12 protein-coding genes are annotated in these 13,863 nt (G+C 72.5%); 5 read left to right on the top strand and 7 right to left on the bottom strand.

The features are described 5' to 3' along the window. Nucleotides 1–578: acyltransferase family protein (locus KVS67_RS10520; protein WP_368669051.1), on the top strand; the 578-nt coding region annotated here is incomplete at its 5' end. A 6-nt stretch (nt 579–584) separates the two neighbouring features. On the opposite strand, the gene mfd is transcribed toward KVS67_RS10520, so the two are convergent. Both mfd and KVS67_RS10510 read right to left on the bottom strand, forming a co-directional pair. Further along, nucleotides 585–4,241: a transcription-repair coupling factor gene (mfd, locus tag KVS67_RS10515; protein WP_217565316.1), complete on the bottom strand. Its 3,657-nt coding sequence runs from the start codon at nt 4,239–4,241 to the stop codon at nt 585–587. Next, entirely contained in the window at nt 4,238–5,302 is a 1,065-nt protein-coding gene (locus tag KVS67_RS10510; protein WP_217565315.1) for a MauE/DoxX family redox-associated membrane protein, read from the bottom strand. Before KVS67_RS10510 ends, mfd begins: the two co-directional genes overlap by 4 nt. 184 nt (nt 5,303–5,486) lie before the next feature. Between KVS67_RS10510 and KVS67_RS10505 the strand changes: the two genes are divergently transcribed. Continuing rightward, nucleotides 5,487–6,014 carry a DUF2505 domain-containing protein gene (locus KVS67_RS10505; protein ID WP_217565314.1) on the top strand — a complete coding sequence of 176 codons (528 nt, stop codon included), beginning with the start codon at nt 5,487–5,489 and terminating at the stop codon, nt 6,012–6,014. Nucleotides 6,015–6,097: 83 nt separating this feature from the next. Further along, entirely contained in the window at nt 6,098–6,673 is a 576-nt protein-coding gene (locus KVS67_RS10500; protein ID WP_206452612.1) for a phosphotyrosine protein phosphatase, read from the top strand. Nucleotides 6,674–6,716: 43 nt separating this feature from the next. Here KVS67_RS10500 and pth read toward each other — a convergent pair whose 3' ends face one another. The 3 genes from pth to KVS67_RS10485 form a co-directional block, all read right to left on the bottom strand. Further along, on the bottom strand, nt 6,717–7,292 hold the full coding sequence (gene pth / locus KVS67_RS10495) for an aminoacyl-tRNA hydrolase (RefSeq protein WP_217565313.1): 576 nt from the start codon (nt 7,290–7,292) through the stop codon (nt 6,717–6,719). A gap of 7 nt (nt 7,293–7,299) precedes the next feature. Continuing rightward, on the bottom strand, nt 7,300–7,923 hold the full coding sequence (locus KVS67_RS10490) for a 50S ribosomal protein L25/general stress protein Ctc (protein ID WP_217565312.1): 624 nt from the start codon (nt 7,921–7,923) through the stop codon (nt 7,300–7,302). A 185-nt stretch (nt 7,924–8,108) separates the two neighbouring features. Next, nucleotides 8,109–9,365, bottom strand: coding sequence for an O-antigen ligase family protein (locus tag KVS67_RS10485; protein ID WP_368669050.1), 1,257 nt, complete (start codon nt 9,363–9,365; stop codon nt 8,109–8,111). Between the two features lie 221 nt (nt 9,366–9,586). Here KVS67_RS10485 and KVS67_RS10480 point away from each other — a divergent pair, with 221 nt between their 5' ends. Next, nucleotides 9,587–10,990, top strand: a complete 1,404-nt coding sequence (locus KVS67_RS10480; RefSeq protein WP_217565311.1) for a polysaccharide biosynthesis tyrosine autokinase — start codon at nt 9,587–9,589, stop codon at nt 10,988–10,990. A 60-nt stretch (nt 10,991–11,050) separates the two neighbouring features. Here KVS67_RS10480 and KVS67_RS10475 read toward each other — a convergent pair whose 3' ends face one another. Both KVS67_RS10475 and rfbB read right to left on the bottom strand, forming a co-directional pair. Beyond that, nucleotides 11,051–12,466: a sugar nucleotide-binding protein gene (locus tag KVS67_RS10475; protein ID WP_217565310.1), complete on the bottom strand. Its 1,416-nt coding sequence runs from the start codon at nt 12,464–12,466 to the stop codon at nt 11,051–11,053. 13 nt (nt 12,467–12,479) lie between these two features. Continuing rightward, nucleotides 12,480–13,475 carry a dTDP-glucose 4,6-dehydratase gene (rfbB, locus tag KVS67_RS10470; protein WP_217565309.1) on the bottom strand — a complete coding sequence of 332 codons (996 nt, stop codon included), beginning with the start codon at nt 13,473–13,475 and terminating at the stop codon, nt 12,480–12,482. A gap of 67 nt (nt 13,476–13,542) precedes the next feature. Here rfbB and KVS67_RS10465 point away from each other — a divergent pair. After that, on the top strand, nt 13,543–13,863 hold a 321-nt coding region (locus KVS67_RS10465; RefSeq protein WP_217565308.1), incomplete at its 3' end, for a glycosyltransferase family 2 protein.

Below are 13,863 nucleotides of genomic sequence, written 5' to 3'. Positions count from 1 at the left end.
TCTGTGCGCTCGGCCTCACACGCCGGGAACAGCTCACCACGTTACTCCTCGCTCTCTGGGCCGTGGCCAGCGTGGGCCTGAGCGTGGGGCTCATCCTCTGGCGGTCCGCTGGCTCAGGCCTGGCGGACGTCCTGCTGACCGCCACGATCGCCGAGTACGCTCCCCTTTTCGCGAGCGGCGCCCTCCTCTTCCTGAGCCGCGAACGCGGCCGCCTCGACCCGCGCCTGGCCCTGACCCTGCCGTCGGCGCTGGCCACCGCACTCATCGTCCAGGGCCCGGGCCACGCGATCATGCTGACCGTCCCGATCGTGATCTTCGTGGTCGTCGTCATGCGCGAGCGCACCGCCGTGCTGCGCACTGCGCCGTTGCAGTTCCTCGGACGGGTCTCGTACGGGTGGTACCTGCTGCACCAGAACATCGGCTACGCGATGATCTCGCTGACCCAGGACCGGGTCCTGGGCTTCCTCATCGCATTCCCGCTCACGCTCGGACTGGCGTGGGCGCTGTACGAGCTGGTGGAGGTTCGCCTGAGCCGCGTCCTGCGGCGGCGGCTGCTCCCCCGGCGTCGGACGGCCTGACCCGGCTCAGCCCTCCGGCGCGAAGATCGCGTCGACCACCTGCTGCGCCCACTCGAGCAGCGGGACGTCCACGAGGTCCTGACCCATGACCGGCTTGGTCTTGGGCCGCGGGATGAGGACGCCGTTCAGGGCCGGCTTGACCTGGGCGCCCTTGTACATGCGGGTCAGGCGCATCTGACGGGACTCCGGCAGGTCCGCGACGGGGCCGAACTTCACGTTCTGCCCCAGCAGCATCACCTCGGTGACGCCCGCGGCCCGCGCCCGGTTGCGGAACCGGGCGACGGCGACGAGCGCCTCCACCGGCTCCGGCAGCGGGCCGTAGCGGTCCTTGAGCTCCTCCACCACGGCGTCCACGGCGGCGTCGTCCGCGGCCTGGGCGAGGTTGCGGTACATCTCCAGGCGCAGCCGCTCCCCCGGCACGTAGTCGTGCGGCAGGTGGGCGTTGACCGGCAGCTCCACCTTCACCTCGGCGGGCGCGGTGTCCTCCTCGCCCTTGAAGTCGGCCACGGCCTCGCCCACCATCCGCAGATACAGGTCGAAGCCCACGCCGGCGATGTGGCCGGACTGCTCCCCGCCCAGCAGGTTGCCGGCGCCGCGGATCTCGAGGTCCTTCATGGCCAGCTGCATGCCCGCCCCGAGCTCGTTGTGGGTGGCCACGGCCTTGAGCCGTTCGAGGGCCACCTCGCCCAGGGGCTTCTGCGGGTCGTACAGGAAGTACGCATAGGCCCGCTCGCGGCCACGGCCCACGCGGCCGCGCAGCTGGTGCAGCTGGGAGAGGCCGTAGCGATGGGCGTCCTCCACGATCAGGGTGTTGGCGTTGGCGATGTCCAGGCCGGTCTCGATGATGGTGGTGGAGACGAGCACGTCGAACCTCCGCTCCCAGAAGTCCACCATGATCTGCTCGAGCCGGGCCTCGCTCATCTTGCCGTGGGCGACGGCGATCCGCGCCTCCGGCACCAGCTCGGCGATGCGCTTGGCCACCTTGTCGATGGTGGTGACGCGGTTGTGCACGTAGAACACCTGACCCTCGCGCATCAGCTCGCGGCGGATGGCCGCGGTGACCTGCTGATCCGAGTACGGGCCCACCGAGGTGAGCACGGGGTGGCGCTCCTCCGGGGCGGTGGCCAGCGTGGAGGTCTCACGGATGCCGGTGAGGGACATCTCGAGGGTGCGCGGGATGGGCGTGGCGGACATGGCGAGCACGTCCACGTTGGTGCGCAGCTTCTTCAGCGCCTCCTTGTGCTCGACGCCGAAGCGCTGCTCCTCGTCCACGATCACCAGGCCCAGGTCCTTGAACTGCACCTGGTCGGAGAGCAGCCGGTGGGTGCCGATCACCACGTCCACCTCGCCGTGCGCGAGCCCCTCGACGACCTCCTTGGACTCCTTGGCGGTCTGGAACCGGGAGAGCGCGGCCACCTTGACGGGGAAGCCGGCGAACCGGTCGGAGAACGTCTGGTGGTGCTGGCGGGCGAGCAGCGTCGTCGGGACGAGCACGGCCACCTGCTTGCCGTCCTGCACCGCCTTGAACGCGGCGCGCACGGCCACCTCGGTCTTGCCGAAGCCGACGTCGCCGGAGACGAGCCGGTCCATGGGGACGGCCGCCTCCATGTCCTTCTTGACGTCCTCGATGGTGGTCAGCTGGTCCGGCGTCTCGATGAACGGGAACGCCTCCTCCAGCTCGCCCTGCCACGGGGTGTCCGGGGCGAACGCGTGGCCGCGGGAGGCCATGCGGGCCGAGTACAGGCGGATGAGCTCGCCGGCGATCTCGCGGGTGGCGCGCTTGGCCTTGGACTTGGTCTGCGCCCAGTCCGAGCCGCCCATCTTGGACAGCGACGGCGTCTCCCCGCCCACGTAGGTGGAGATCAGGTCGAGCTGGTCGGTGGGCACGAACAGCCGGTCGCCGGGGGCGCCGCGCTTCGAGGGCGCGTACTCGAGCACGAGGTACTCGCGGTAGGACTCCTCGGCGCCGGGGGCGGTGCGCGGGCCGCCGGTGACCTTGCGACGCTGCAGCTCCACGAAGCGGGCGATGCCGTGCTGGGAGTGCACCACGTGGTCGCCGGGCTGCAGGGCCAGCGGGTCGACGGCGTTGCGCCGCTTCCGGGCCAGCCGCGCCCCGGGGGCGCGCGTGCCCGCGGTGCGGTGCCGGCCGAAGAGGTCGTGCTCCGTGATCAGGGCGATCTGCGCGTCCGGGATCGTGAAGCCGGAGCCGACGGGCGCCGCCGCGATGGAGACCCGCCCTGGGGCGAGGTCCGCGGGCAGGGGCCCGTCCACCACGGAGGCCGTGAGGCCGGCCTCCGCGTTGAGCTCGGCGAGACGGCGGGCGGAGCCGGGGCCGTCGGTGAGGACCACGGCATGCCACCCCTCCGCGAGCCGGACACGGGTGTGCGCGACCATGGCCTCGATGTCGCCCGAGAAGGTCTGCGGGACGCCGAGGGTGGCGCGCAGGGTGGCGGCGTCGGGCAGCAGCTCCTCGTCCGAGACCAGCGCGGTGACGGACCAGAACCCCTGGTCCTGCTCGAGGGCGGCCGCGCGGAGTTCGGCCACCGTGAGGAAGCCTCCCGCGGCGGACTGGTCCGCCCCGGCCACGTCCACCGGGGCGACCGCGCCCTGCGCGGCGCCGGCCCACGCGGCCTGGAGGAACTCCTCGTTGGTGGCCAGCAGGTCGTCGGCGCGGCCGCGCAGGCGCTCGGGCTCCACGAGGACGGTCAGCGAGCCTGCGGGCAGCATGCGGGGCAGCGACGTCATGGCCTCGGCCAGCAGCGGGGAGAGGGACTCCATGCCCTCCACGGCCACGCCCTCGGCGATCCGGTCCAGCATGTCCGCGGCGGCGGGCATGGCCGGGATCAGCTCCTTCGCGCGCCGGCGCACGTGGTCGGTGATGAGCAGTTCGCGGCACGGGGGCGCGTACAGCTCGGAGGGGTGGCCCGAGCCGTCCTCCGTGGTGTCCTCGAGGGAGCGCTGGTCCGCCACGGAGAACCAGCGCATCTGCTCCACCTCGTCGCCGAAGAACTCGATGCGCACGGGGTAGTCCTCGGTGGGCGGGAACACGTCGATCAGCCCGCCACGCACGGCGAACTCGCCGCGACGGCTGACCATGTCCACGCGCGAGTAGGCGGCGTCCGCGAGCGCGGCCACCACGCCGTCGAAGTCCCGCTCCTCCCCCGTCCGCAGGGTCACGGGGCTCAGCTCGCCGAGCCCGGCCACGAGGGGCTGCAGCACGGCGCGCACGGGGGCGACGACGACGCGCAGCGGGCCCTCCGCGTGCTCCTCCGGGTGCGCGAGGCGGCGCAGCACGGCCAGGCGGGCGCCCACGGTGTCCGAGCGCGGCGACAGGCGCTCGTGGGGCAACGTCTCCCAGGACGGGAACAGCGCGGCGGCACCGGCGGGGGCCCAGGCGGCGAGGTCGGTCACGAGGTCCTCGGCCTCGCGGGTGGTCGCGGTGACCACGAGGACGGCGGCGCGCTCGCCGTGGCCCTCGGCCAGCGCCTCGGCGAGGACGGTCAGCAGGGGCGCGCGGGCGCCGTCGGGCAGGCCGATCTCCAGCTCGACGCCCCGGGCCTCGAGCGGCCGGGCGGCGGAGGCGGCGGACGCCTCGATGGCGCGTTCGGCGCGCAGGCGCGGCAGCAGCGGGGCGAGGACGGGGGTGGTCTCGGGGGCGCTCATGCGCGGACCTCCGGGGTGGCGGTGGAGCCGTCCGTGGCGGCGGGCAGTTCGGTGGTCATGATCTCCCGGATCTCTTCGAGGAAGGCGAGGACGTCGTCGGCGCCGCCCACCGGGCCGCCGGCGGTGAGCCGGTCCGTGCCGAGCAGCACCGCGGTGGGGAACGAGTGCAGACCGAGGGCCCGCGAGGCGGCGCCGGCCGGGTCGGCGAGCACGAGCGACGCGTCGACGGCGCCGCTGTGGATCGCCCCCTCGGCGCCGGGGGCGTGCTGGGGCATGAGGACCCGCAGCCGGACCGGCCCGAGCGCGTCCTTGAACTCGTCCAGCCGCTCGATCACCCGCGCGCAGGAGCCGCACCCCGTGGACAGGCGCAGGGCCACCACGGCCCCGTCCGCGACCAGCCGGTGCAGACCGGTGTACTCGCCGTCCGCGACCACGACGGCGTCCGGGAACGGGTGGCGTTCGGGCTCGGCGGCGTCGGCCGGGTCGACGGCGGCCGGGGCCTCGGGCGTGGGCGTCGCCGGGGCGGCGTCGGGTGCGGCCGGGACGGACTCGCGCCCGGCCAGGAACGCGGCGGTCGCGAGCAGCACGGACACGAGCAGGGCCCACGCCCACGCCCCGGCGCCGAAGGCGGTGAGCGGCTGCCAGGCCAGGCCCGCGCCGTGCACCGCCAGCGAGACGATCCCCTCGGCCAGGGCCAGGACGGCGAGGGCCAGGAAGACGACGTTGCGGACCACGGTGGTGCGGGAGATCGGGGCGGCCAAGGCATCGCCGAAGCAGCCGCACGAGACGCGGTCGTCCTGGGCCCGGACCACGAGCGCGAGGAAGGCGGCGAAGAGGGCCACGGCCACCAGGCCGACGACGGGACGCAGCAGGGTGAAGGGCTGCAGGAGGGCGGCGGCGAGCAGCAGCTCGAGCCAGGGGAACGCGCGCGCCAGGCTGGGGGCCGCGAACGGGCGGGGCACCCTGAGTCGGGTGAACGTGGCCTGCACGTCCTCGCCGGAACGGAGCTTCGCCGTCCCGCTCAGGAGCATGATGAGGGCCACGGCCCAGAGTGCCGACATGGCGGACACACCTTCCAGGGGGTTCACGAGGGGTCGCGCGGCCGGTCCCGGCGCCGTGCACGGGACCCGGGGCGCGGAGGCCAGCATATAAGGTGAGGGATGGACGCCCATCGCCGTCGGCGAACCGGTGCCGGCCCTCGCACGGCCCGCCGGGCGCTGCCCGACTTGACCCCGAGGAGACACCGTGGCCTTTTCCGCTCAGCAGTCCATCCCGCACCCGCCGGCGGCCGTGGCGGCCGCCCTGGCGTCCGAGGACTTCCACCGTTCCGTGGTCGAGTCCTTCGGCGGCTCCCTGGTCTCGTTCTCCGTGGAGGGCTCCCCGGAGGGCGCGATGACCGTCACCACCGTGCGCTCCCTGCCCGCGGACCGCATCCCGGACCGGGTCCCGGACATGGCCCGCAAGCTCATCGGCTCCGCCCTCCAGGTGGAGCAGGTGGAGCGCTGGGACGCACCCGCCGCGGACGGCTCCCGCGCCGGCACCACCACCATCACCGTGCCCTCCGCCAAGGCGACGGCGGACGGCGCCCTCCGCCTGACCGCCGCCGGTGAGGGTTCCCAGTTCTCCGTGGACGGCACCCTCGTCTGCCGGATTCCGCTGGTGGGCTCGAAGCTCGCCGCGAAGGCCGAGCCGATGGTCGGCAAGGTCGTCGATCGTCAGGCCCGGGCGCTGTCCTCGTGGCTCGAGCGTGACAGCGGAGCCACGCGCAGTTGATCTCGTTCTCCCGTCGCCCGGCGCTGTCGAGCTCGGCTCCGCCTGCCCGGCGGGGGCGCCGGGCCCTCCCCTCGCCGGACGCCGTGCTCATCGTGTGCACCGGCAACGTGTGCCGCTCGGCCTATGCGAGCCGGGCCCTGCAGGGCCGGCTGGCGGTCCTGGCCCCCGGCCGGGTGGAGGTCGGCAGCGCCGGCTCCCAGCCGAACCAGGCACTGACGGTGCCGCCGCCGCTCGTGCGGCTCGGCGCCGAGGCCGGCGTCACCGGGCTGGAAGGCCACCGTCCCGCCGCGTTGCAACCGTTCATGGTGGCGGAGGCGGATCTCGTGTTGGCCGCGGCTCAGGAGCACATGCGCTTCGCACTTCAAGAAGTGCCGCAGGCCGTCGCGCGGGTGTTCACCGTGCTGGAGCTCGCGGCGCTGGTCCGCGCCGTGGACGCACGAGAGGGACGGGACTGGATCCCCGCCGGTCGCGGGGTGCGTGCGTTCGCGGCGGAGGCGGCCCGCCACCGGGCCCTCGTGCGGTCGACCGCCCAGCCCCTCGACGTCGTGGACCCGTTCCGCGGGCCGGTGGAGGGGTACGCGGAGATGATCCAGATCATGGATCCTGCCCTGGAGACCATCGCGGATGCCCTGGCCCGTGCCGTGACCCCGACCCCCTGAGCGTGGGGCTGCACCCCCGTCGAGGATGTCGCGGGGCGGGAGGTCAGTGGAACGCCTGCTGGGCGGGCTCGAGCCCGTCCGTGACGAGCTTCTCGACGGCGTCCGCCGCACGGTCCACGTGCAGGGGCAGGACGTCCTGCTCGGGCTTGGTGAAGGGGCGCAGCACGAAGTCGGCCACGTCCATGCGGCCCGGGGGTCGGCCGATGCCGACGCGCACGCGGGCGTAGTCCTTCGTGCCGAGCGAGGCGGTGATGGACTTCAGGCCGTTGTGGCCGCCCTCTCCCCCGCCGCGCTTGAGGCGCAGGGTGTCGAACGGGATGTCCAGCTCGTCATGGACCACCACGAGGTCCTCGGGGCCGATCCCGTAGAAGGACGCCAGCGCGGAGACGGGGCGTCCGGAGACGTTCATGTAGCCGGTGGACTTCGCGAGCACGACCCGCGGTCCCCCGATGTCGAGGCGACCCGTGGCCACCACGGCGCCGGCCCGGTGGCGGGTGAACCCGACCCCCATGCGGGAGGCGAGCTCATCCGCCACCATCTGGCCGACGTTGTGACGGGTGCGCTCGTACTCGGGCCCGGGATTGCCGAGCCCGACGATGAGCGTGGTCCCCGTCGTCATGGCGTGATCAGTCCTCGGAGCCCTTGGACTCGCCCTCGGCAGACTCGGCGGCCTGCTCCTCCTGCACGGACTCGTCGCCGAGGTCCTGCTCGACGACCTCGTTGACGGTGGCGATGACGATGTCGTCCTCGAGCTGCAGGGTGGCGCCGGCGGGGACCTGCACGTCCGGGGCGTACACGTGGTCGCCGGCCTCGCGGCCCTCGACGGAGATGGTGACGGCCTCGGGCAGGTCGGTGGCGTCGGCCTCGACCGGCACGGTGGCGTAGTCCAGCACGTACTCGGTGCCGGGGGCGACCTCGCCCTCGACCTGCACGGTGACCTCGACGATGACCTTCTCGCCGCGGCGGACCGCGATGAGGTCCAGGTGGTCCACGGTGTCCTTGATGGCGTGGCGCTGGATGTCCTTGGGCAGGACCAGGTGCTCCTCGCCGGCCTCATTCACGACGGTCAGCAGGGCGTTGGGGTTGCGGACGGCCAGGGTGGTCTCCTGGGCCGGCAGCAGCAGGTGCACGGGCTCCTGGCCGTGGCCGTAGACGACGGCGGGGATCAGGCCGGCGCGGCGGGCCTGGCGGGCGGCGCCCTTGCCGAAGTCGGTGCGGCGGGTGACCTTGATCTTGAGCTGGTCAGACATGATGCGTCCTCCTGTGGGGGTCTCGGCCGCGCAGCCGGGGGCGGCGCGGGATGCGGCCAGGAGGGGGCTTCAGTGCCGCAGCGGGTCAGCATGCTGACGCGCGGCGGCGGCCTCGTCGATCACGGAGCGCACGCTCCCTCGCCTGGGCAACCCGGACAGGATAGCACCGGTGGTGCTCGACGCGTTCAGCGGCCCGCGCGTCGGGACCGCTCGATGATGCGGTCCAGCTTGCGGCGGTGGGCCCGGTCCTTCGCGGGGGCGCCATGGTCCTCCTCGTCCTCCTGGGCGCTCAGCAGGAGTCCGCAACCGAGCACGATGGCGCCGAAGATCGTGATGAACACCTCCCCCAGCTGGAGCGAGGCCACGAGGATGCTGAGGGCGGCCGCTTCGACGGCGACACGGGAAGGCGAGCGGTGCGTCCGGGCGAAGGGCCGCAGGCACAGCCAGAGGTAGGCGCCGACCACCACGATCAGGAACGGCCAGCCGCCCTCGACCAGGAGACCCAGGTAGGAGTTGTGGAAGAACATGGACACGTGGTCCAGGTCCACGAATGCCGTGGAGAGGCCCTGGCCGAAGAAGGACGTCTCCGCCACCTTCTCCACGGACGCCGCCTGGATCTGCGCCCGGAACCAGTCCGTGCCCGTGCGGTCGCCGAAGATCCCGAGGTCGGCCAGGTTCTCCTCAGCCCAGCTGACGAACCAGCCCATGACGACCACCAGCGCGATACGGAGGGCCCGCCCCAGGTAGGGGCTCACGAAGATCCACGCGACCGCGCAGAACAGCGCGGCCATCGAGGTCCGAGAGCCGGTGAGGAAGGTCAGGGCGGAGCCGGCGCCCAGCACGAGGAGCTTTGGGCCCATGCGCTGCATGGTGGCCACGAGCAGCACGGGCAGGAGCGCGTAGAAGAGGCCGGAGACGTTCTTGTCCCCCAGGAACCCAGTGAGGTACCCGCCGTAGGTGTCCGGGACCAGGCCCGCGTAGAAGAGGGGCACGTTGATCAGTGCACCGGCCGTCATCCCGTAGAGGACGCCCTTGATGTCGATCCGCTCGCTGGCGATGGCGTAGATCAGCAGGATCAGGAGCGTGATCCTGGTGGCCCGACGCGTGGGGTCAAGGTCGTTGTGCACGGTCACCGCGACGAGATACACCACCAGGGCCAGCGCGACGAGGGCCAGCACACCGTAATGCGAGAGGTCCCGGCGGGGCTGCCGGAACGAGGCCAGGAGCAGCAGAAGGATCGCGGAGAACTCCGCGAACGGGATCGGCAGGCCCGGAGCGGTGAACGCCTCCATCACCAGGCCGACCGCCAGTACGGCCTCGAACAGCCGCGGTGAGGCCGGCGTGACCAGCGGGTTCCACGGGGAGCTGGCCCACGCGGCCTGACCGTCCGGGACGAGGCCGAGCGAGGCGTGGCCCCGGGCAGGCCGAGCCTCGGGTGGCACCACGGCCCCCACAGCGCGGGCAGCCGTCCGGTCACGGGGCGTGCTCGAGCGCATGGTGCGGAACCTTTCATGGACGCCGGGCGATACTCGGCTCAGCGTAGCGCGGTGGGGGCGTCGTCCTCGGGTCCTCAGACCGTGCGGCGGGTCTTGATACCGTGGACCTGTGCGTTTCCTGGCCACAACGGCCCGCGCATCCCCGCCCATGACCCCCGAGGTGCTCCGTGACGATCGTCGACTTCTTCCGCCTGCTGCGCGTCAACCTCCTCCTGCTGCTGGCGGCCGCCCTCGTGGGGGGTCTGCTGGGCTGGGGCTACTCCGCGCTGCAGCCCCGGATCTACGCGTCCGAATCTCAGGGGCTCCTCGCCGCGCGGAGCACGGATCAGAGCCTCATCGCCGGCAACGGACCCGCCGAGAGCCGGGCTCAGGCCTACGTCGCCCTGATCAACAGCCAGGCCGTGCGTGAACGCGTGGCACAGGACACGGGGCAGGACGACGACGACTCGCTCTCCGCGGCGCTCGTCCCCGGGTCCAGCATGATCAAGGTGACCGCCACCTCGACGGATCCCGAGACCGCCGCGCAGCTCGCGAACAGCGCCCTGCAGGCGACGGCGGACGTGGCGGCGGAGGTGGACAAGAACAGCCCCCTGGAGGTCGTGCCCCTGTCGGACGCCCGCGTGCCCTCTGCTCCCGTGAGCCCTGACACCCGGCGCAACGTCCTCGTGGGCGTCGTGGCCGGACTGGGTGCGGGACTCGCCATCGCGGTGCTCCGTCGTCTCCTCGATGTGAAGGTGCGCAGCCGCGCCGACGTGAAGGAGGTCACCGGCGCCGGCGTGATCGGCGCCGTCCCGGAGAACGCCTCCCTGACCCGCACAGGCGAGGAGGCCGTGGACCTCGACCCCCGGGCCGGTGAGGCCATCCGGGCGCTGCGCACCAACCTCAAGTTCGTCTCCGTCGACGAGCCGCCGCGCGTCGTCTCGTTCACGAGCGCGGACCCCTCCGAAGGCAAGTCGACCATCGCCTCGAATCTGGCCCGCGCCCTGGCCCTGGCCGGCGAACGGGTGCTCGTGGTGGACGCCGACCTGCGGCGCCCCCGGCAGCACGACCTCTTCCAGGTGGCAGGCGACGTGGGCCTGTCCGAGGTGCTGGCCGGTGAGGTGCAGCCGGACGACGCCCTCGCGGCCACCGGAATCCCGAACCTCACGCTGCTCCCCGCCGGCCGGACGCCCCCGAACCCGTCGGAGCTGCTGGGCTCGAAGCGCATGCGGGCCCTGTTGGAGCTGGCATCGGAGGACTTCTTCGTCATCGTCGACTCCCCTCCCCTGCTGCCCGTCACGGACGGCTCGCTCCTGGCCACCGCCGTGGACGGGACTGTGCTCGTGGTGCGTCAGGGGCGGACCCGCAAGGACCACCTGGAGGCGGCTGTGGAGAATCTCGCCGCAGTGGACGCGCATCTGATGGGCGTCGTGATGAACGGCGTCGCGCGCTCCCAGCGCGGCGGCGGCTACTCCTATGGCTACGGGTACGAGAGCACGTACCACAAGTCCCACGAGAAGTACCTCTCGAGCGTCGGTTCGTCCGCGAAGAAGGGGCGGCGTTCACGCCGCAAGGCCCGCACGCGCAGCTGATCGCCCCCACGCACGAAGCCCCCGCCGAAGCCGGCGGGGGCTTCGTCGTGCGAGACGGGGTCAGCGCCTCAGGTACGTGCGCAGGCGGTCGCGCTGGTCCGGGGCGGTGTAACCGACGGCGGCCAGGGGCCCGAGGTCGAGGGCGCTGTTCGTCGGCCGCGGGGCCACGCCCTCCTTGCCGGCCAGGTACGCGGCGGTGGTCGTGGCGGAGACGCGCCCGGCGTCGTGGCCGGTGTCCTCGAAGACCCACCGGGCGACGTCGTGCCAGGTGACCACGTCGCCGCTGTTGGTCATGTGGAACGTGCCCGTAGGCGCGTCCGTGGTGACCAGGTGCAGCAGGGCGTCGGCGAGGTCGTCGGCGAAGGTGAGGCGGCCGTGCTGGTCGCCGACGACGGCCGGGTCGATCCCGCGCTCGGCGAGGGAGGCCATCGTGGCCACGAAGTTCTTCCCCTCCCCGATCACCCAGGAGGTGCGCACGATCCAATGCCACGGCACGGTGCGCACCGCGGCCTCGCCGGCGGCCTTCGACTGGCCGTAGACGCCCAGCGGCGCGAGCGGGTGGTCCACCGGGTGCTCCTGGCCCACGGGGAGGGTGCCGTCGAACACGTAGTCCGTGGAGACGTGCGCCAGGGGGACGCCGGCCTCGGTGCAGCGGCGGGCGAGCTCGGCGACGGCGGTCGCGTTGACGGCCCAGGCCTGGGCCCGGCCCTCGGGCGTCTCGGCGGCGTCCACCGCGGTCATGGCAGACGCGTTGACCACGGCGCGCAGACCGCGGAAATGCCCCCGCGGCCAGGACGCCGGATCGGCCATGTCCCACGTGTCCCGGCCGTGGGCCTCCACGGGGATGCCTGCCGCCTCGGCCCGGGCCACGAGGGCGCGGCCGAGCTGCCCGCCGGCGCCGAGCACGAGGATCGGGGCGGGCGGCATGGGGGTGACGTCCGCGAGCATCGGGTGGGCGCGGTCCTTGTCCGAGAGCTCGGCGTCCTCGAGCGGGATGGGCCAGGTGATGGCCGCCGTCGGGTCCGCGAGGTTGAGGAACGTGTACCGGCCCTGCGCGTCGGCGGACCAGTGGTCGTTCACCAGGTAGGTGTAGGCGGTGTCCGGCTCGAGCGTCTGGTAGGAGTTGCCCACCCCGCGCGGCACGAAGACGGCCTTCTCCGGGCCGAGCTCCACGGTGGCGACGGCGCCGAAGGACGACCCCTCGCGCAGGTCCACCCAGGCGCCGAAGATCCGGCCGTGGGCGACGGCCACGTACTTGTCCCACGGCTCGGCGTGGATGCCGCGGGTGGTGCCGACGGCGTCGTTGAAGGAGATGTTGTTCTGCACCGGGGCGAGCGAGGCGAGGCGGGGGTGCTCGGCGGCGAGGGCGCGGATCTTCTCCCGCTGCCAGTTCTCCTTGAACCAGCCGCGGTTGTCCCCGTGGACGTCGAGGTCGAGGACGAGCAGGCCGGGGATGGCGGTCTCGGTGATGCGCATCAGCGGTGCCTCCTCACTGGCCCTGGGCGCGGTACGTGGCCTCGACGGCGGCCTTCGCCGGACGCCACCACGCCTCGTTCTCGCGGTACCAGCGGACCGTGTCCGCCAGACCGGCCCGGATGTCCGTGAACTGCGGCTCCCAGCCGAGCTCGGTGCGCAGCGCGGTGTTGTCGATCGCGTAGCGCAGGTCGTGGCCGGGGCGGTCGGCGACGAGGTCGTAGTCGTCCGCGGGGCGGTCGAAGAGCTCGAGGAGGATCTCCACGATCTCCTTGTTGTTCCTCTCGCCGTCCGAGCCGATCAGGTACGTGCGACCGATCTCGCCGCGTTCGAGGATGCGCAGCACGGCCGAGGAGTGGTCCTCCGTGTGGATCCAATCCCGGACGTTGACGCCCTGGCCGTAGAGGCGGGGGCGGACGCCGTCGATCAGGTTGGTGATCTGGCGCGGGATGAACTTCTCGATGTGCTGGTACGGGCCGTAGTTGTTGGAGCAGTTGCTCAGCGTGGCCTGCACGCCGAAGGAGCGCACCCACGCGCGGACCAGGTGGTCCGAACCGGCCTTCGAGGCCGAGTAGGGGCTGGAGGGGTTGTACGGGGTGGTCTCGGTGAACTTCGCCGGGTCGTCCAGCTCGAGGTCGCCGTAGACCTCGTCCGTGGACACGTGGTGGAAGCGCTTGCCGTGCTTGCGGACCGCCTCCAGGAGGACGAAGGTTCCGACGATGTTCGTCTGGATGAACGGGGAGGGGTCGTTCAGCGAATTGTCGTTGTGGGACTCCGCCGCGTAGTGCACGACGGCGTCCGACTCGGCGACCAGGCGGTCCACCAGAGCCGTATCGCAGATGTCCCCGACCTCCAGGCGGACGCGGTCCTCCGGCAGCCCGGCAAGGTTCTCCCGGTTGCCCGCGTAGGTCAGCTTGTCCAGGACGACGACGTCGTGCCCGGTCTCGCGGACGACGTGGTGGACGAAGTTCGAGCCGATGAACCCGGCGCCGCCGGTGACGAGGAGGTGCATGGGGTCAGGTTACAGACGTGGCAGGGCCGCCCGCCTGACCTGCGCGTTGCCCAGGAAGTAGAGTTCCATGCAGGCCCAGAACGCCACCCTGCGCCGCGGACAGACCCAGGAAGGGGCCATGACTGTTCCAGAGCTCACCGTCATCATTCCGTGCCATCGCAGTGGGCCCCGGCTCGACCTGCAACTTCGAGCGTTGAACGAACAGGTGGACCCACCCGCCTTCGATGTGGTGCTCTGCGACAACGGCGGCAACGAGGATCTTCCGGATCGCCTGGCCGCCGCAGGCCCATTCCGTCACCCTATGCGGATCATCAAGGCCGACGAGCACCCCGGTGCCGCGTATGCCCGCCACCGAGGTCTGGCATCGACGTCTGCCCCGCTGGTGGGA

Source organism: Micrococcus sp. GbtcB5 (genome assembly GCF_019091605.1).
Lineage (GTDB): Bacteria > Actinomycetota > Actinomycetes > Actinomycetales > Micrococcaceae > Micrococcus > Micrococcus luteus.
Note: the sequence above shows the minus strand (reverse complement) of the source record. Positions and strands in the feature narration are given on the sequence as shown.